The following is a 19,947-nucleotide window of genomic DNA, read 5'->3' as shown; positions in this document are numbered from 1 at the left end:
TCGTTGCCGCTGAGCGCAGGGCGCTCGCAGGCCCCTGGATACGGAGCTCTCTCTTGTCGAACACCTATGACCCGGTCGAGGTGACGCCGCTGCACGCCGACGAGGTCGCGCGGGCGCAGGCCGACGCTCTCGCCGCCATCGCCGCGGCGCGCGACCTCGACGATCTGAAGCAGGCCAGGCTCGCGCACGCGGGCGACCGCTCGCCGATCGCGCTGGCCAACCGTGAGATCGGCGCACTGCCGCCCGCCGCGCGCGCCGAGGCGGGCAAGCGGATCGGCACCGCGCGCAAGGCCGTCGGCGAGGCGCTCGCCGCCCGCCAGGCCGAGCTGGAGGCCGAGCGGGACGCGCGGGTCCTCATCGAGGAGACCGTCGACGTCACGCTGCCCTGGGACCGCGCGCCGCGCGGTGCCCGGCACCCGTTGACCACCCTTCAGGAGCGCATCGCCGACGCCTTCGTCGCGATGGGCTACGAGGTGGCCGAGGGGCCCGAGCTCGAAGGCGAGTGGTTCAACTTCGACGCGCTGAACATCGCCACCGACCACCCGGCCAGGTCCGATCACGACACCTTCTTCGTGGAGAGCGTCGAGTCGGGGAAGGTGCTGCGCACCCAGACGTCGCCGGTGCAGATCAGGGCCCTGCTGTCGCGCCCGCTGCCCGTGTACGTCGTGTCGCCGGGCAAGACCTTCCGCACCGACGAACTCGACGCCACGCACACACCGGTCTTCCACCAGGTCGAGGGCCTGGCGGTGGACAAGGGGCTGACGATGGCCCACCTGAAGGGCACGCTCGACCGGTTCGCCGAGGTGATGTTCGGTGCCGGGATCACCACCCGCTTCCGGCCGCACTACTTCCCCTTCACCGAGCCGTCCGCCGAGCTCGACCTGCGCTGCTTCGTCTGCCGCGGCTCCTCGGCGGTGCCCGGCAACCCGCCCTGCCGCACCTGCAAGTCGGAGGGCTGGATCGAGTGGGGCGGCTGCGGCATGGTCAACCCGCGCGTGCTGATCGCCTGCGGCGTCGACCCCGCCGTCTACTCGGGATTCGCCTTCGGCATGGGCGTGGAGCGGACGCTGATGTTCCGCCACAACGCCGAGGACATGCGTGACATGGTCGAGGGCGACATCCGGTTCACCCTGCCGTTCGGGATGGAGGTCTGATGAAGGTCCCGCTTTCATGGCTGCGGGAGTACGTCGATCTCCCCGCGGTCACCGCCCAGGAGGTGGCCGACCGGCTCACCGCCGCCGGCCTCAAGCTGGAGGCCATCCACTCGCACGGCCACGAGCTCAAGAACGTCGTGGTCGGCCGGGTCCTCGAGATCGAGGAGCTGACCGGGTTCAAGAAGCCGATCCGGCACTGCAAGGTCGAGGTGGGGGAGGCGACGCCGCGCGAGATCGTGTGCGGCGCGACGAACTTCTCCGAGGGCGCGGTGGTTCCGGTCGCGCTGCCCGGCGCGGTGCTCCCCGGCGGCTTCGAGATCGGCTCCCGCAAGACCTACGGGCGTCTGTCCGACGGCATGATCTGCTCGGAGGCCGAGCTCGGCATCGCCGAGTCCTCCCCGGGCATCCTGCTGCTGCCGCAGGACACCCCGATCGGCGCGGACGTGGTCGAGCTGCTCGGCCTGCGTGACGACGTGCTCGAACTCGAGGTCGCCACCGACCGCGGATACGCCCTGTCGATCCGCGGCGTCGCGCGTGAGGCGGCCGTCGCGTTCGGTGTCCCGTTCCGCGACCCCGCCACGGTCCCGGCGCCGGCGGACGGCGGCGAGTCCTGGCCGGCGGCGATCGCCGACCCGACCGCCTGCGACCGGTTCGTGCTGCGCTCGGTCACCGGGTTCGACCCGGCCGCCGAGTCCCCGCTGTGGATGCGGGTGCGGCTGGCCCGCGCCGGCATGCGCTCGGTCTCGCTGGCCGTCGACGTCACCAACTACGTGATGCTGGAGCTCGGCCAGCCGCTGCACGCCTTCGACCGGTCGCGCCTGTCCGGCCCGATCGTCGTACGGCGAGCCCGGCCGGGCGAGAAGCTCGAGACGCTCGACCACGTGGTGCGCACGCTCCACGAGGAGGACATCCTCATCACCGACGACTCGGGCCCGATCTCGATGGCGGGCACGATGGGCGGCCTGCACACGGAGATCTCCGGCACCTCCACCGACATCGTCATCGAGGCGGCGCACTTCTCCGCCACCGGCATCGCCCGCGAGTCGCGGCGGCACAACCTGGTCAGCGAGGCGTCCAAGCGGTTCGAGCGCGGCGTCGACCGGGAGCTGCCGCTGGCCGCGTCGTGGCGGGCCGTCCAGCTCCTGGCCGAGCTGGGCGGGGCCGTCGCCGACCCGGGAGTGACCCACGCCCAGGCGGAGGTGTCCCCGGTGCGGATCACCATCCCGGCCGACCACCCCAGCCGCGTGGCGGGCGTGACGTACGAGCGGGAGACCGTGATCCGCAGGCTGGAGCAGATCGGCTGCACGGTGACCGAGGGCGCCGCGCCCGCGGCCGCCGCCGGGACCGGCGTCGCGGCCACCGGCGTGCTCGCCTCCGGCGACCTCGCCGGCCGGCTTGCCGTCAACGGCGACGACCTGATCACCGTCACGCCGCCGACGTGGCGCCCCGACCTGACCGACCCGAACGACCTCGCGGAGGAGGTCATCCGGCTGGAGGGGTACGACCGCATCCCGTCGGTCCTGCCGCCCGCTCCCGCCGGCGGCGGGCTGACGGAGGAGCAGCGGCTGCGCCGCCGGGTGGGCCGGGCCCTGGCCCACGCGGGATACGTGGAGGTGCTCGCCTACCCGTTCATGGGACCGCGCGACCTCGACAACCTGCTGCTGGCCGAGCAGGACCCCCGCAGGCGGGCGACCCGGCTGGTCAACCCGCTCAGCGAGGACGAGCCGTACATGCGGACCACGCTGCTGCCCGGGCTGCTGAAGACCCTGGTGCGCAACGTTGGCCGCGGCTTCGCTGACGTGGCGCTGTTCGAGTCCGGCCTGGTCTACCGGCCCGAGCCGGACGCCCCCGCCACGGCTCCGGTCCTCGCGGTCGACCGCAGGCCCGCGGAGGAGGAGCTCGCGGCGATCGAGACGGCGCTGCCGAGGCAGCCGCTCAGGGTGGCCGTGGTGCTCGCGGGAGAGTTCGAGCGCTCCGGCTGGTGGGGCCAGGGGCGGCAGGCGTCCTGGGCGGACGCCGTCGAGGCGGCCCGCACGGTCGCACGTGCGGCGGGCGTGGAGCTCGGCGTCCGGGCCGACCAGCACGAGCCGTGGCACCCCGGGCGGTGCGCCGCGCTGACCGTGACCGACGTGGAGACCGGTGAGCAGGTCCTGGCCGGTCACGCCGGCGAGCTGCACCCCCGGGTCGTCGAGGCCTACGGGCTGCCGCCGCGCACCTGCGCGATGGAGCTGGAGCTGTCGCTGCTGGTCCCCGCAGGGCCGGTGGAGACGCCCGCGGTCTCGGCCTATCCGGTGGCGACGCAGGACGTCGCCCTGACCGTCTCCGCCTCGGTCCCGGTCGCCGAGGTCGAGGCCGCCCTCCGGGAGGGCGCGGGCGAGCTGCTCGAGTCGATCAGGCTGTTCGACGTCTACACGGGCCCGCAGGTGGGCGAGGGGAACAAGTCCCTGGCCTACACGCTGCGGTTCCGGGCCCCCGACCGCACGCTCACGGTCGAGGAGACCACGGCGGCGCGGGACGCCGCCGTCGCCGTCGCGGCGCAGCACACCGGAGCCCAGCTCCGCGGCGCCTGAGCACGATCATCGGCGGGTGCCGGCCCGGTGTGCGCAAGCACCGGGCCGGCACCCGCCGCCACGTCGCCCTCGGTGCCGGGGAGAACGCGGTGCCAGGGAGAACGCGGCGCCGGGCAGTCGGGCGCGGACGCCGGGGGAGCGATCGATTTCCGGAGGAGCGGTGCGTCACCTGCTGGTGTTCCCCGAGCGGGACAGCGCGGAGGAGTCCGCCGAGGCCGTGGCCGAGCTGTTCCCGGCACTGGGCGTTCCCACCGTCGTCCGTGAGCTGCTCGCCGGCGAGGACGACGCCGAGGACGCCCAGTGGGTGGTCGTGGTGGACGACCCGGACGGCGCACTCGGCCCGGCCGGCCTCGCCCGGCTCGACGCCCTCGCCGAGGAGGGCGAGGGCTGGCGCGAGCCGGGCTGACCGTCCTATCTTCCGTACACCTCGAAGGAGTACAGCGAGTAGCCGTAGCCGATGCCCCGCTTGACCCCCTGCATCCGCACGTGGCGCGCGCTGCCCGGCGCGAACGTGACGGTGTCCACGCCGCCGTCGCCCGAGGTCGTCTGCGCGACGGTGGTCCACGTCGCGCCGTCCGCCGAGGTCTGGATCCGGTACGACGAGGCGTACGCCGCCTCCCAGCGCAGGATCACCCGGCTCACGGTCTTCGCCGAGCCGAGATCGACCTGGATGTACTGGTTGTCGCTCCACGCGCTGGCCCATCGGCTCGCGGGGTCTCCGTCGACGGCCTTGGCGGGGCTGTAGGAGCCCTGCGTGCTCGACGCGCTCGCCGTACGGCCCAGGGCGAGGTCGGTCACGTCGTCGCCGCGGTGCGCGGGGAACGAGACCACCTGCTGGTAGGTCGGCCGGTTCTGCCACGAGATCAGCGAGTGTTTGACGCCGCCGAGCGGTGACTGCCGGACGGCGTCGGCGCACCACTGGTCGCCCGCGGAGCAGGAGTCGTCACCCGGGTAGGTCGTCGCCGCCGGTTCCGCCAGCGCGGCCGCCAGGCTGTCCAGCAGGACCGTACGGCAGGCCGCCACGGTGGCCCCGCAGTACTTCGCCGGGAGCGGAGCGGCCACCGGGTCGCCCAGCACGGCCCGGATGTCCTTGTCCACGTAGCCCCACCAGCCGTACTGGAACGACGAGCCCTTGTGGGGCTGCGTCTCGTTGGCCGAGCCGGGCAGCGAGGAGACGTCGCCCTGCTGGTGCCCGGAGGGCGACTCGTTGACCTGCAGCGCGTTGACAAGCGCCTGGTAGAGCCCGTCGCCCAGTCCGGGCCGGAACTGTGCCCGGACCAGCTTCGGCCACCACGCGTCGAAGATCCGGATGGCGTCGGCGTGGGCGTACGTCTTGCTGCCCTTCGAGGTCTCCTGCCGCGTGGCGCCCGCGGCGGCCCAGGCGGACAGCTTGGCGACGGCCGAGGCCAGAGCGGGATCGGAGACGGAGGCGCTGTTCACGACGCGCAGCAGCTTGGGCAGCACCTTCCACCCACGCAGGTCGGTGGTCGCGGCCGACGCCATGATCTTCACGACGCCGGCGCGGTCGAGGGTGCCCGAGGACAGGGCCGCTCTCACCGGGGCGTCGAGCAGGTCGCCCCGGTGGACCGCGCCGAAGCTGAAGTTGCCGTCCGACGCGCCGAAGTCCTTGGCCTGCTTGTTGTTCCAGCTCACGAAGTAGTCCTGGTTGACCGCCTGCGGATGCGCCGAGGGCGGGACGTAGGACGCCGTGTTGGCCGCCGGGTCGAAGCCGCTCCACTCGTGCGCGGCGTCACCCGCCATGGGCAGGTTCGGGTCGGACACCGCCGACCGTACGGGGACGTTGCCGGACATGAAGTACGCCGCGTCGGCGGAGTTCACGTAGAACCAGTTGAACGCGAAGCCGATGGTGGAGGCCGAGTCGCGGAACGCGGCCGCCGACCCCATCTCGGCCGGGTCGTTGAACATCTGGAACCCGATCGCGGAGTCCGCCTCGTGCTGGTAGGTGGAGCGCAGCGTGGTGAACGCCGTCGGCACGCCGCCGACCGTGCCCCGCCAGGTCACCAGGCCATACTTGGTGCGCTTGACGACCAGGTCGTACGACCCGGCGGCGGTGGAGTCGGCCGTGTTGGGCTTCCAGGAGTTGGTCTTCTTCAGCGTCTCCATCGCGGTGCAGGCGCCGTGGTAGAGGTAGTGGTCCGACGAGACCGTGGGCGTGCCGCCGTTCGGATCGCACAACGTCACCGCGTACGTGTCGGTGATGTCCTCGGCGGCGGAGGTGGCGCTCCAGGCGTAGTCGGTTCCGCGTCCGAGCAGCACGTAGAGGTTGAGCCCGGCGAAGGCCGCGCCGCGTGCCCGGATGCCGGGGCCGGACAGCTCCTCCAGCATGAGCAGTTGCGGCGCGAAGTAGCCGGTCTGCGGGCCGAACACGGCGATCGGGTGACCGCCGGTCGCCTTGGCGGCCGAGACCACGATGGCGTTGGACATGCCGGGTTTGGAGTTGTCGACCGTGAGCCCGGTCAGCGCGCTTTCGACCTGTGTGGTCGCGGAGGTGGCGGTGCCGGTCTCGTTGGCCGTGATGTCGACCGGCGCGGTCGTGCCGGCGTCGGGCAGCACCACTCCGGTCGCGCCGGCCGGGGCCGCCCCGAAGGGGAAGCTCTGCCCGTCGTGCAGGGTCAGTACGGTCTCCGGGTCGTTCTGGGCGCGCAAGGCCGTCCAGACCCTGTCCCCCTCGGCGGCCCCGTACTTCGCCCGCGCGGCCACGCGTACGAGGGCGGACTGCATCTCGGCGCCGCCGCCACCGCCGAACAGGCCGCCGATCACGCCGGAGATCGCGATCAGGTCGGTCATCCGGAAGTCCTCCGGGCCGCCCTTGTTCGTGATCGCGTCGAGGTGGCCGGTCAGCACGTACTCACCCGGGCAGTCGCGGTCGGCCATGCAGCGGTCGATGTACGCGTTGATGCCGGCGACGTAGTTCTGCACGTCCGCGTACAGCTGGGCCCCCCGGGGGCCGGCGGTCCGCAACCGGTCGATCTGCGCCTGGAGATCGGTCTCCGTGTAGGGGGAGTTGCGCCAGACGCTCTGCTCCAGCTCCCTGTTGCCGGCCGCACCGCCGGCGAACGGCGTCAGCTCGCCCCGGCCGACGTGGCGCATGAGGTCCATCAGCCACAGGCGGTCCTGCGCGCCGGCGTATCCGGCGCCGAACATGGTGCCCTCTCGGGTGGTGCCGGTGATGTGCGGGACGCCGGTCGACTTGTCGCGGACGATGGTGACGTCCGAACGAGGGCGCACGGTGCTGTCGACCTGGTTCGCCGGCACGCCGAAGCCGCTGTCGTTGAAGAACGCGGAGATCTGCTCGTCGGTGAGGCCGGTGTAGCCGGAGACGAGGTCGGCGTACCTGCCGAGCTGGTCCTTGCTGTGGGCGGGGTAGGTGCCGAGGGCCTGGTTGCCCAGGATGTCGACGAGCGTGGCGTTGCCGTTCTGGCCGGGCGGCAGGATGTCCGCGCACTGGCCCAGGCAGTAGTCGTCGGGCGGGTAGTAGGGGGCGGCGGCGGCCGGTGCCGCGGGCAGGCCGACGGCGACCAGGGCCAGCGCGGCGGCAGCGGTGATCGCCCGTCGAAGGCGCGCGTGCATGGGGGATCTTCCCTTCGCGGTGTCGGGGGGTGAAGGGACCGTGGTGGTGCTGTTCACGCGCGTGAATGTGAGCCAGGCTCAACTCCGGACGATACGCGCGGGTAACCGGACGGGCAATGCCCACTTCGTGGTCATCGTGCGCCCGCCTCATCCGCGGCCGGTGTGCCGGGTGCCGTGAGGCCGGGGAAGGTGGCCGCTCCCCGCGTGTGCCGCGTGCCATTTCGGCCGTGTCTTCTAGACGAAGTCTAGAGAAAAGGCGCATTTCCTATATGGCCCAGATCACGTCATTTCCGGGTGGACGCTGGTTATTTTGCGCCGATATATTCCGGTCGGTTATGTGAATCACACCGGTCTGGCGGACGGAATTCTCGGGGCGCTGGAACGGGAGTTTGGACTTTCTCGTTTTTCGGGCCGTATCGCAGGGGGACCAGTGCGCCTTTTCCGCCGTGCGCGTTTCGTGTCGGTGACGGTGTCGTCGGAGCGCGGGTCACCCGGGCGCCCGGCTCCGGCACGGCCAGGATCTCGACGCGGCCGGTGGTACGCCCGGGTCCGGATGCTGGCTCTGGCGGTGGCCCTGCCGGGGATCGTGCAGCTCACGCCCTCTCCCGCCGCGGCGCAGGCACTGTGGACGACGCTCGAGGCGCCCGCTTCCCCGGCCGGCTCTGTGGAGAAGCCGCCCGTCCAGCTGCCCGGTTCCGCCGCGGGGTTGCCGCACCTCGTCGACTCCGCCGCCACCCGGGCGTCGGGCGTGTCCCCGTCGCAGGAGAAGGCGGAGCGCCCGAAGGGCGGTCTGCCGCTCGACGAGCGCCACACGACGTCCGATGAGCCGGCCAAGGGCGGGCTGGCCTCCCCTCCGCCGTTACCCACGGAGCTGAATCCGTCGCCTACCCCGGACGCCGGGAAGCCCGCGAAGAAGACGGCGCCGGAGGGGGAGAAGGCGGAGGTCGCCGCCGCGCTGGAGACCGCGCGGCGCACCAAGTCTCAGGTGCTGGTCGAGAGCGCCACCACCGAGACCTCCCGGACCTACGCCAACAGCAACGGGACGCTCACCACCCAGGTGGCCGCCCCCGTCAGCGCGGACACCTACGTGGAGACCACGGTCTACCAGGACGGCACCTACCAGCTCGGGTCCGGTCACCCCTCCTCCTCCTCACTCGTGGTGGGGACGTCCGCCAACTACTACGAAAGTCCCACCAGCTATGTGCGCGACCGCGCGTTCGTGCGGTTCAACCTGTCGGCCGTCCCCGCGGGCGCCACGGTGACCGGCGCGGAACTGCAGCTGTGGAATTCGAGGAACACCGCGTGCAGCACCATGGCGGTGACGGCCGCGCGGGTCACATCGTCGTGGTCGTCGAGCGTCGCCTGGTACGACCAGCCGCCGGCCGACCGGTCGCAGATCGCGGGGACCAACGTCTCCCCGTCCTCGGGCTCGTGCGGCAGCTCCAGTCCCAAGGGCATGAAATGGGACGTCACCACGATGGCGAAGGGATGGGTCTCCGGTTCCTCCGGCAACTACGGCGTGCGGCTGATGGGCACGGAGGGGACCGGCACCGCGGTGCGGGAGTTCGCGTCCGCCGAGGCGTCCGACAAACCCGTCCTGACCCTGACCTACACCCCGCCGAACACCGCGCCGACGGTGGCGGCCCCGACGGCTGCCCCCACCGTGGCGGCGGAGACCGGGGGAGTGGTCACCTCGCTGACACCGGTGCTGTCGGCCGTGCTGTCGGACGTGAACGGCGACAGCCTCAGCGGGGAGTTCCAGGTGCAGGTGGGCAGCTCTCTGGTGTGGAGCGGCACCGCCACCGGGGTCGCGGCCGGCGGCAAGGCGACGGTGGCGGTCCCCGCCGGGAAACTGTCGGACGGGCAGACGATCCAGTACCGGGCCCGGGCCAACGACGGCTCGGCCTACTCGGCCTGGTCGGACTGGCAGACCGCGCGGGTGACCGCCATGCCGCTGGACACCGTGACCTTCCAGCAGTTCACCCCCGCCGACAACACCCAGGTCGGATCGCTCACGCCGGCCCTGTCCGCGTACGCGCAGGCGCCCGGCGAGGCGGCGACGTCGTACTGGTACCAGGTCTGCGCGGGCCCCAAGGACGACTGGACCTGGTGTGAGTCGTCGACATGGGTGAAGGGCGCGTGGACGGTCCCGGCCGGCAAGCTGCAGTGGGGCAAGACCTACTGGTGGTACGCGCAGGCGGCGACCAGTGCGGCGACGGCGACGTCGTCCTGGCGCAGCTTCACCGCGGTCCCGGAGCAGGACTCGATCAACGCTCTGCTCGCCGCGGGCACGGACGGCCGTGAGTTCAACCACGTGACCGGCAACTACACCCACACCGAGACCGATCTGGCGGTCGCCGCGGTGGGGCCGCCGCTGTCGGTGGTGCGCACCTACAACAGCCTCGATCCCCGCACCGACGGGGCGTTCGGGGCGGGCTGGACCACGCGCTGGGACACCCGGCTGGAGAACGAGCCGCTCAGGTCCACCGTGCTGATCACCTATCCCGACGGGCGGCAGTGGCGGTTCGCCGAGAAGGGGGACGGCACCTACGCGTCCCCGGCCGGGACATACGCCACATTGGCCACGCAGAGCGGGGGCGGCTGGCGGCTGATGGACAAGGAGTCCACCTCCTACTGGTTCGACTCCGCGGGACGGCTGGTCAAGGTCACCGACAGCCGGGGCCGTACGCAGACCCTCCAGTATGGGAGCAACGGGAAGCTGGCCACGGTCACCGCGACCGGCGGCCGGTCGCTCAGCTTCACCTGGGGCGGCGGGCACGTAACCGGCGTCGCCTCGGACGCGGTGAACGGCGCCCCGATCACCTGGACCTACGCCTACGACGGCGACCACCTCGTCAAGGTCTGCCCGCCGTCGTCGGGTAACGCCTGCGTCCGCTACGAGTACGGCGACCGCTCCCAGTACCGCAGCTCGGTCCTCGACGGCAGGCCCGTCGGATACTGGCGGCTGAACGAGACCGGCACCGGGATCGGTGGCGTGATCACCAACGCCATGAAGTCGATCTCCGGGATCGGCGACGCGAGGCTCGCCGGGAGCACCGCGGACGCGACCGGCGGCACTCCGGCTCCGCTGGACGGCTCGTCCGACACCGCGATGACCTTCAAGGGCGCGACCGGCTCCGCGTACGTCGCCCTGCCGGCAGGTGTGATCAACGGACTGGGCGGCGACACCACGATCGAGGCGTGGTTCAAGACCACCGGTTCCGGCACCATCCTCGGCTACCAGAACTCCGCGACCGACGCGCCGAGCGTGTACACCCCGGCGATCTACGTTGGCACCGACGGCAGACTGCGCGGCCAGTTCTGGACGGGAACGGCCGCCCCGATCACCAGTGCCACGGCCGTCAACGACGGAAACTGGCACCACGTCGCGCTGTCGGGAGCCGGGACCACCCAGACCCTCTACCTGGACGGCGGGCAGGTGGGCAGCCTCTCCCAGCAGATCACGCACCTGGGCCAGTGGGACGCCCGAATCGGGTACGGCTTCGCGTCCTCCAGCTGGCCGGGCACCGTGACCTCCAGCCGGCCCTTCCCCTTCGCCGGCTCCATCGACGAGGTCGCCGTCTACAACAAGCCGCTGCGTCTGGAGCAGATCCTCACCCACTACCGCACCCGGCAGGTCCGCCACCAGCTCACGAAGATCACCAAGGCGTCGGGCCGGGTCGCGGCGGTGAACACCTACGCCGCCGACGGCGGCCGCCTGATGACCCACACCGACGCGAACGGCGGCCTGTGGAAACTGTCGACCCCGGCATACGCCAAGGACGCCACCGGCGCGTCCCTCGCGACCATCACGGTCACCGACCCGCACAACGGCGCGCTCACCTACGTCAGCGACGCCTCACGCGACGACCGGCTCGTCTCCTCCGCCGACCAACTCGGCAAGAAGACGAGCTTCGACTACGACACCGGTGGTTTCGTCGCCAAGGTCACCGACCCCAACGGCAACGTACGGCAGTCGGTCAACGACGGACGAGGAAACGTGCTGGCGAAGACCGCCTGCAGGACGGCAGGGTCGTGCGGCACGGAGTACCGCACGTACCACGTGGACGGCGACGACCTGTTCGATCCCCGCAACGACCAGCCGGTCGAGATCCGCGACGCCCGGTCGTCGGGCTCCGCCGACGACACCTACCTGACGAGGATCGAGTACGACGAGCACGGTGAAAGGATCAAGCTGACCGGGCCGGCGACCCCCGGATTCCCCTCGGGACGGTCGGCGAGCTGGACGTACACCGACGGCACCGAGGCGGCCGTGGGCGGCGGTACAACCCCGGCCGGGCTGCTCAAGACGCAGACCGACCGCAAGGGCAACACGACGACTCTCGCCTACACCTCGGCCGGCGACCTCGCGACGACGACACAGCCGTCCGGGCTGGTCCTGAAGTTCGCCCATGACTCCGTCGGCAGGGTGACGGCCACGACGAAGGTCTCGTCGGCGGTTCCCGGCGGGGCGACCACCTCGTACGGCTACGACCCCGTCGGACGGCTGGTCCGCACCACCGGAGCCGGTGTCAGGAACGAGGTCACCGGAACGACCCACACCAGCGAGCAGCGCACGACCTACGACGCCGACGGGAACAAACTCACCGAGGTGTCGGCCGACCTCACCGGCGGCGACCCCGACCGGACGACGACCTATACCTACGACGACTACGGGCGCGTCGAAACCGTCACCGGGCCCGAGGGCGGTGTCAAGCGGTACGCCTACGACCACAAGGGCCGCAGGACGAGCTTCACCGACGAACGTGGCAGCGTCTATCACTACGCCTACACGGCCCGCGACGAGCTCGCCACCACGACCCTGGCCGGCTGGACCGGCAGCCCGGTCGATCCGGCCGCTGCCGAGGACGTCGTCGTCGAGTCCCTCGCGTACGACCCGGCGGGAAGGCTGGCGGGCAGGACCGACGCCATGGGACGGACCACCGTGTTCACCTACTACGCCGACGACAGCCAGGCCCAGAAGATCGCCAAGGGTGCGCGGCTCAACGGAGCCGCGACCGGTGCCGACGTGGTGCTCGAAGAGGACGTCTACGACGCGGTCGGCAACCTGATCAGGCAGGTCACCGACGGCGGCCTCACCCGGGTTGACGCGACCTACGACGCGGCCGGCCGGCTGGTCGCCAAGACCCTCGACCCCGCGAAGCTGGCCCGGACCACCACCTACGAGTACGACGCCAACGACAACATCACCGAGATCGCCCAGACCGCGGCCGGAGCGGGCCGTGCCGAGGTCACCGAGTTCGAGTACAACAAGCTCGACAAGCCGGTACGCAAGACGGTCCGGGGCGACGACGAGGACCTGGTGACCACCTACGCGGTCGACGACCGCGGCCTGATCGTGGGCATCACCGATCCTCGCGGCAACCGGCCCGGGACGGACGCGGACGACTACACCACGACCATTCGCTACGACCTTGCCGAGCGGGCGGTGGAAGCCGTCTACCCGCCCGTCATGGTGGAACGGGGCGGTGGCGCGCCGGCCCGCACCCGGCCCACGGCCACGATGGGCTACGACACCGCCGGGGAGCTCACGAACGTCGTGGACCCGGAGGGCCGCGCCTCGCTCGCGACGTACGACAGGGCGGGGCGGCTGACCTCCGCGTCAAAGCCCGCCTACACGCCGCCGGGAGGAGCGGCGATCACTCCGATCGTCAGGTACGGCTACGACGCGGCCGGTCAGCAGGTCAGCACCACCGACGAACGCGGTCAGGTCACCACGGCGGTGTTCGACGGACTCGGCCGCCGCGTTCGGGTCACTGATCCGAAGGCCGGTTCCGCGGCCGCCGGTCAATGGACCTACACCTACGACCTGGCGGGAGAGTTGCTGTCGACGACCGACCCGACGGGTGCGCGTACCGAGTCGACCTACGACGACCTGGGACGCGAGATCACCAAGACGGTCATCGAGCGGCGGCCGAGCCCGGCCGTCTACGTCACGCGGCTGGAGTACGACGCCGCCGGCCGGGTCACCAAGCAGACCCGGCCCGCGGGAGACGTCCTGACGCGCGATTACGACGCGGCCGGCGCAGTGACGGCCGAGACCGACGCGATGGGCGACACGAGCACCATCGCTTACGACTTCGCCGGGCGACCGGCCAAGGCCACGACGCCTACCGGGGCGAGCACGGTCAACGAGTACGACCGGGCGGGCCGCAAGGTGGCGATCAAGGAGTTCTCATCCTCCGGGGACCTGCTCCGCACCCAGGCGCTCGGCTATGACGCCGCGGGCAACCTGATCAGCCGGACGACCCCCGAAGGCCACACCCTGCGCCAGACGTACGACGCGGGCAACCGCCTTATCGAGGTCAATGAGCCGGTCTCGGCCGACGAGACGATCCTCACCCGTTTCGGTTACGACGCGATCGGATCGCGCACCCGGCTCACCGACGGGCGCGGAAACTCCACGATCTTCACCTACAACGCGCTCAACCTGGTGGAATCGGTGGTCGAGCCCTCGACCGCGGCACACCCCGGCGCCGCGGACCGCACCTGGACCACGATCTACGACAGCGCCGGCAACCCGGTCGTGGAGATCGAGCCCGGCGGAGTCCGGGTGAATCGCACCTTCGACGAGCTGAACCGGCTCACGAAGCAGACCGGCGGCGGCGCCGAGGCGGCGACCGCCGACAAGACCTTCGGGTACGACCTCGCGGGCCACCTCACCAGCGCGGGCGACCTCGCATTCGCCTACAACGACCGGGGTCTGCTGCTCAAGGTGACCGGCCCGGGCGGCGACCTCAACGCCTACGGCTACGACGCGAACGGCCGGCTGGTTCAGCGCCTCGGGGCGGCCGGTACGGCGTCCTTCTCCTGGGACGGCGACGACCGGCTCACCCAGGCCACCGACCCGGTGACCGGGACGACGGTCAGCTACGGGTACGACCGCGCCTCACGACTGACCAGCCTGGGCTACGGCGAGGGCGGCGCGAGCCGCACCTTCTCCTACGACCCCCTGAACCGGCTCATGAAGGACGAGCTGAAGTCGCCCTCGGGGGGTCAGATCGCGACCACCGAGTACGGCTACGACCGCGACGACAACGTGGTCTCCAAGACCACCAGCGGCACGGCCGGCGCGGGCGCCAACACCTACACCTACGACTGGGCCGGGCGGCTCACCTCGTGGACCGCCCCGGACGGAAAGAGCACCGAGTACGGCTGGGACGCGGCCGGCAACCGGATCCGGGCCGGTGACGAGACCTACACCTACGACGAGCGCAACCGCCTCGTCTCAGGGGGCGGTAGCACCTACACCTACACCGCACGAGGCACGCTCGCGGAGAAGAACACCGACGGCCGCGTCTCGATCACCAAGTTCGACGCCTTCGACCGGCTGGTGCAGGACGAGGACGTGCAATACGGCTACGACGCGCTGGACCGGATGACCACCCGCACAAAGGGCCAGGACACCGAGCGGTTCACCTACGACGGGCTGACCGACAGTCTGCTGACCGTCACCGGCGCCGACGGCGCCACGAAGCAGGCGTTCGGGCGCGACGCCCTGGGCAACCTGCTCGGTGTCTCCGGTGCCGGCGGGCCCCAGATGGCCCTGACCGATCTGCACGGCGACCTGGTCGGCACCTTCGCCGCCCAGGGGACGAGCCTGGCGGACTCCACCGCCTACGACCCCTTCGGGCAGGTCGTCGCCCGGACCGGAACCACCCGCGACCTGGGCTACCAGGGCGGCTACACCGACCCGGCGACCGGCAAGGTGAACATGGCGGCCCGCTGGTACCGGCCCGGCAGCGGCACCTTCGCTTCCCGCGACACCATGACCCTGGATCCGGTCCCCTCCGTCCGGGCCAACCGCTACACCTACGGCGACGCCACGCCTCTCACCAGCGTCGACCCCACTGGGCACTACGGTGTCGAGGTCTGCCTCGCCGGCTACGCCTGCGGCGGGGAAATCTGCAGCAACGGCACGTGCCACGTGACCGACTCCGCCTGGAACTGGTGGATCAACTACATGTACTCCCCGGAATTCCAGGACCGGCAGCCGAAGTTCACCGACGAGCGGGCCAGGGAGCTCGGCGTCATGCCCAACGGCCGGGAGGCGCCCAAGGGCTATTGGGACGCGTCGAAGGTACGGCGAGACGCCTACATGGCGGCGTACGACCCGAGGCTCAGCTACGACGAGCTCGACCTCATGTGGAAGATCGTCAAAAACGTGAGGATCTCCAAGGACGGCACGATCGACCCTGAGGCCATCCTGCCTTCGGGTAAGGCCGACGCCTTCATGGCCAAGCTCAAGGCGGCCTTCTCGAAGAAGGGCTGGAGCGAGGTCAAGGAGGCGTTCTGCAAGGTCATCACCGGCAGGGCGGGCAGTTGCGGCATGCTCGAAAGTGCGTCAAAGGCGATTTTCCAGAAGTACAAATACGGCCTCGGCAAGGCGGCGGAAATCCTCATGCGGGGCTTCGTGTCCCTGGCGGGCGCGGGGCTGAATTTCGGGTCCGAATATCAGCTCGCGGTCGTCGAGTCGAAACTCATCGATTGGGCGTCGAAGTACTTCGGGAGTCCCTGTGCACCCGCTTCCGGCCTGTTCGTCTGCGGAGGCCTGCCCGACTTCCTGTTTCCGGAGGGCCGTATCGGCTACACGATCGGCAGGGTGTTCCTGACGAAGCTTCCAATGAAGGTCGCTCTGGACAGTGATCACCGCGCACTGCTGCACCATGAATATCGTCACGCTCAGCAGTGGTATCACTATGCGGACATGACGGGTATCTGGTTCGCATTCGCTATCCTGTACTTTCTGGAGGGCGCAGATCCCTGCGGCAACGCGTTCGAGGAGCAAGCCGGCTGGAAGGACGGGAACTACACGCAATGTCTCTGACCAGGATCGTGCTTGTCGTCGCGACAGCCAGCACGCTGGTAGCCGTGCTCACCGCTTGCTCCCAGCGTGAAGGAGGCGCGGTCCGCGTGATGCGCTCGCAGGACGACGCGCCCTCCGTCGCCGTCACCTGGTGCGACGACTCCCCGCCCCGGCAGATCACGGTTTTCATCGAGGAGAAGGAGTCGGAGAAGCTGGTGGCGAAGTTCACCACCACGAAAGGCGGCGACCACTTCGCGACGCTGAACCTGAAGTCACCGGGATCAGACTGGACCCTTCTCTCCGGCGACCCCCGGTTGACGCCCGGCATCACCTACCGCCTCATGGCCTGGCCCGGTTCGGGTAAGGAAATTAACTTCGGGCAGTCGTCCTTCACATTGGAGAAATTGAACGAGCTGAAGCCGGGTCAGATCGCCGGCGGATATCCGGGGGAGACTCTCACGGAAAGTCAGTTCGTGGATTACGCGAGAAGCATCTGCGGCTGACGCTGCAGCCTGTACCCTCCGGCCGTACGACGACTCGGCTGCCGGGGGGCCAGGCCGGTCCTGCTCAGAGAGCGTCGACCTCCGTGAGGTCGATGTCGACCTCGAACGGCACCGACAGCTTGAGCCGGTCGTGGTAGATCCCGGTCAGCGCGTACGACGTGGTGGCCGGGTCGAGCCCGTAGACGTAGACCGTGGGCCGCCCGGTCTGGTTCTCGATACGCCAGAAGTGCGCGATACCGGCCTCAGCGTAGAGCTGCGGTTTGCGCTTGCGGTCCCGCTCCTCCGAGTCCGGCGAGACGACCTCGACGACCAGAAGCACGTCGCCCGCCTCGTACGCCGTCTGGTCCGGTCCGTGATCCGCCTCCACCTGAATGACACACACGTCGGGCTCGGGCCGTTCCGAGACGGTGCCGGGGCCATGGAGGAGACCTGGACAGCGGGAAGGTGCGGCGCTCCCGGAGAGCGCCGCACCGTTCCTGGCGGTCAGCCCACGCGGCAGGAGACCGACGGCCAGGTTCATACGACAAGGAGGCGGCCGGGTCGTGGCCCGCGGGGTGTTCCGCACCGCGGGCCACAGGTGCGGGCTACCTGTTCCAGGTCCACTTCTGGTTGTTGCCGCCGTGGCAGGAATACAGCTGGAGCTGGGTGCCGTTGCCGGTGCCGGCGCCGGCGGCGTCGAGGCACAGCCCGGACTGGACGCCCTGGATGGAGCCGTCGGAGTTGACGCGCCACTTCTGGTTGTCGCCGCCCCAGCAGCTGTAGATCTGCACCTTCGCGCCGTTGCCGGTGCCGGCCGCGTCCAGGCACTTGTTGCCGTACACCCGGATCTCACCGGTAGAGGTGGAGCTCCAGATCTGGTTGGTCTGGCCGTTGCAGTCCCACAGCTGTACCTGGGTGCCGTCCGAGGTGCTCGCGTTCGGCACGTCCAGGCAGCGGCCGGAGGCCACCCCCCTGATCGCCCCGCTGCCGCCACCGGAGGTGGGAGTCGCGCTGGGGGACTGGGGGATCGTCGGGGACGGGGAGACGGGGGTGCCGCCGTCGGGGGCGACCGCGCGGCCGGTCGTGGGGGAGATCATGCCGGCGCAGAGGTTGCGGCTGCGGAGGTTGGCGGCGATCTGGGGGATGGCCTGCACGGTGGTGGAGTACTGGTCGTGCATGAGGATGATCTGGCCGTTCTGGAGGCGGCCGGCGGCTTGGACGATGGCCGAGGTGCTGGCGCCGTTCCAGTCCTGGGAGTCGACGTCCCAGATGATCTCCCTGAGGCCGAGCTGCTGCTCGACGGACTTCAGCGTGGAGTTGGTCTCGCCGTACGGCGGGCGGAACAGCTTGGGCGCGGAGCCGGTGGCCTGCTGGATGGCCTGCTGGGTGCGCTGCAGTTCGGACTGGATCTGGGAGCTGCTCAGCTGGGTGAGGTGCGGGTGGGTGTAGCTGTGGTTGCCGACCCACATGCCCGCGTCCACCTGCGCTCGGACCAGGGACTGGTTGTTCTGGGCATTCTGGCCGATGTTGAAGAACGTGGCCCGCAGGCCGTTGGCCTTCAGCGTGTTGAGCAGGTTGGTGGTGTTGCTCGGATTGGGCCCGTCGTCGTATGTGAGGCCCACGTACCCGGCGCTGCAGTCGGCCGCCTCGGCGGCCGTGGCGGACAGGGTCACGGTCGCGAGCGCCGCGGTCAGGACGCCCGCGAGCGCGGTGGCGAGGGTTGTGCGTAAGCGTGCTCGTCGGGTGACGGGCGCGGCGCTGTCGGCCATGTGTGCTCCTCCAGTAGGGGGTGAGGGCTGGACGGCGCGGTTCGCCGGTTGGGGAGTGCCGCCCGGCCCCCGGGGTTCGCCGAGGATCATTGTGGGAAACGGCTCCGAAACATGTCAAAGGTTCAATAGAAACATTTCAGTATGTGAACCGATAAAGTAGGCCCTGTAGTGCTGAAAGTTCGGATGAACTTTTCATGCCGCCCCGGAATCCGGCTGCCGGAGGGCGAGCGCGTGCTCGTCGGTCCTCGCGTCATACCGGCGGAACCCTCGGCAGCGCGGCCGCCATCAGCCCGACCGCGGCCAGGCAGAGCAGTCCGCCCGCCCCCAGGGAGAAGCGGGTGCCGCCCAGCCGGGCCATGAACCCAGCCCGTGCGTCGCCCAGCATCGGCCCGGTCGAGTACGACAGCAGTTCGATCCCCGCCAGCCGTCCGCGATGGGAGTCGGGAATCGTCTGGGTCCAGATGGTGACGCGGAACAGGCCGCTCACCATGTCGGCGCCGCCGGCGACGGCGAGGAACAGGAAGACCAGCCAGACGTCCGGCATCAGGGCCGCGAGCGCCACGGCGACGCCCCACAGGGCGGCCGAGGCGATGACGGCGAGCTCGTGCCGATGGACGTGGGCCGTCCAGCCCGAGGTGAGTGAGGCGATCACCGCGCCCACGCCGCCCGCCGCGTACAGCACTCCGACGGCCTTGGACGCGCCGAGGTCCTCGGCCAGGAAGGGGAACAGCGCCGTGGAGCTGGCGAAGGCCATCGCGGCGATGTCCACGAGATAGGTGCCCATCAGGTCGGGGCGCCGCAGCGCGTACCGCACGCCTTCCAGCAGGGAGCGCAGCGACGCGGGAGTGGGTTCATCGGCACGGGCGACGGCGCCGACCCTGACCAGCAGCGCGAGGGACAGCAGGAATGTGGCGACGTCGACGCCGTAGGACGCGGCCGGGCCGAGTGAGGCCACGACGAGACCGCCCGCCGCCGGTCCGACGATCATGGCGGCGTTGCGGAACAGGCCCTGCAGGGCGAACGCGGCGGGCATCCGGTCCAACGGCAGCACACGGTTGATCATCGCCTGCTCGCTGGGCGCGCGTACGCTGCCGAGCCCGGCGGCCAGCGCCCCGGCGGCGTACAGCACCCCACACCTGCGGCCGGGGCAGCAGCGCGTTGACGAGCAGGAGTCCCGAGGAGAGGCACAACCCCAGCTCACTCAGGATCACTATCGAGCGCCGGTCGTGGGCGTCGGCGATGGCGCCGCCCCACAGGCCGCAGACCACCATCGGTACGAACTCGGCCATGCCCACCAGGCCCACCGCGACATAGGACTCGGTGAGCTGCTTCATCTGGTACGGCACGGCCACGGTCGTGACGATCGTGCCGAGCGTTGTGATCAGCTTGGAGCCGAGCAGCAGGCGGAAGTCGCGCAACTCGCGCAGTGGGCTGAGATCCAGCCGCAACCGGCGGGCGAGGGACACGAGGGAACGGGTGGGAGCGTCCGGTACGACGAGCCATCTCATCCGCTCGGGCCGGGAGAGGCAACCCGTTTTCCGGGCTCCCCCGGCC

9 protein-coding genes and 1 pseudogene are annotated in these 19,947 nt (G+C 70.5%); 5 read left to right on the top strand and 5 right to left on the bottom strand.

The window, feature by feature from the left end:
- Window positions 1-53 precede the first annotated feature (53 nt).
- The 3 genes from pheS to HHX30_RS17840 all read left to right on the top strand — a co-directional run bounded on the left by pheS (window position 54) and on the right by HHX30_RS17840 (window position 4,130).
- The gene (gene pheS, locus HHX30_RS17850; RefSeq protein ID WP_169983103.1) at window positions 54-1,154 is read left to right on the top strand and encodes a phenylalanine--tRNA ligase subunit alpha; all 1,101 of its coding nucleotides are present in this window, start codon (window positions 54-56) and stop codon (window positions 1,152-1,154) included.
- Window positions 1,154-3,724, top strand: coding sequence for a phenylalanine--tRNA ligase subunit beta (locus tag HHX30_RS17845; protein WP_169983102.1), 2,571 nt, complete (start codon window positions 1,154-1,156; stop codon window positions 3,722-3,724). Before pheS ends, HHX30_RS17845 begins: the two co-directional genes overlap by 1 nt.
- Before the next feature lie 160 nt (window positions 3,725-3,884).
- Window positions 3,885-4,130, top strand: a complete 246-nt coding sequence (locus HHX30_RS17840) for a hypothetical protein (RefSeq protein ID WP_169983101.1) — start codon at window positions 3,885-3,887, stop codon at window positions 4,128-4,130.
- A 5-nt stretch (window positions 4,131-4,135) separates the two neighbouring features.
- On the opposite strand, the gene HHX30_RS17835 is transcribed toward HHX30_RS17840, so the two are convergent.
- Window positions 4,136-7,315, bottom strand: a complete 3,180-nt coding sequence (locus tag HHX30_RS17835; RefSeq protein ID WP_169983100.1) for a penicillin acylase family protein — start codon at window positions 7,313-7,315, stop codon at window positions 4,136-4,138.
- Window positions 7,316-7,868: 553 nt separating this feature from the next.
- Here HHX30_RS17835 and HHX30_RS17830 point away from each other — a divergent pair.
- Window positions 7,869-16,163, top strand: coding sequence for a DNRLRE domain-containing protein (locus tag HHX30_RS17830; RefSeq protein WP_169983099.1), 8,295 nt, complete (start codon window positions 7,869-7,871; stop codon window positions 16,161-16,163).
- 8 nt (window positions 16,164-16,171) lie between these two features.
- The gene (locus tag HHX30_RS17825) at window positions 16,172-16,645 is read left to right on the top strand and encodes a hypothetical protein (protein ID WP_169983098.1); all 474 of its coding nucleotides are present in this window, start codon (window positions 16,172-16,174) and stop codon (window positions 16,643-16,645) included.
- Window positions 16,646-16,709: 64 nt separating this feature from the next.
- On the opposite strand, the gene HHX30_RS17820 is transcribed toward HHX30_RS17825, so the two are convergent.
- The 4 genes and pseudogenes from HHX30_RS17820 to HHX30_RS42730 form a co-directional block, all read right to left on the bottom strand.
- Window positions 16,710-17,165, bottom strand: coding sequence for a Uma2 family endonuclease (locus HHX30_RS17820; RefSeq protein WP_169983097.1), 456 nt, complete (start codon window positions 17,163-17,165; stop codon window positions 16,710-16,712).
- 64 nt (window positions 17,166-17,229) lie between these two features.
- A complete protein-coding gene (locus HHX30_RS17815; RefSeq protein WP_169983096.1) occupies window positions 17,230-18,393 on the bottom strand; it encodes a polysaccharide deacetylase family protein in 1,164 nt (387 codons plus the stop codon).
- Between the two features lie 250 nt (window positions 18,394-18,643).
- The gene (locus HHX30_RS17810) at window positions 18,644-19,522 is read right to left on the bottom strand and encodes an MFS transporter (RefSeq protein ID WP_311922528.1); all 879 of its coding nucleotides are present in this window, start codon (window positions 19,520-19,522) and stop codon (window positions 18,644-18,646) included.
- A 64-nt stretch (window positions 19,523-19,586) separates the two neighbouring features.
- Window positions 19,587-19,901 (bottom strand): annotated as a pseudogene (locus HHX30_RS42730) (MFS transporter); the annotation flags it as partial.
- Between the last annotated feature and the right edge of the window lie 46 nt (window positions 19,902-19,947).

Origin of the sequence: Microbispora sp. H10836 (genome assembly GCF_012999525.1) — a bacterium.
Taxonomy (GTDB): domain Bacteria; phylum Actinomycetota; class Actinomycetes; order Streptosporangiales; family Streptosporangiaceae; genus Microbispora.
This window is presented reverse-complemented; position numbering and strand designations above follow the sequence as displayed.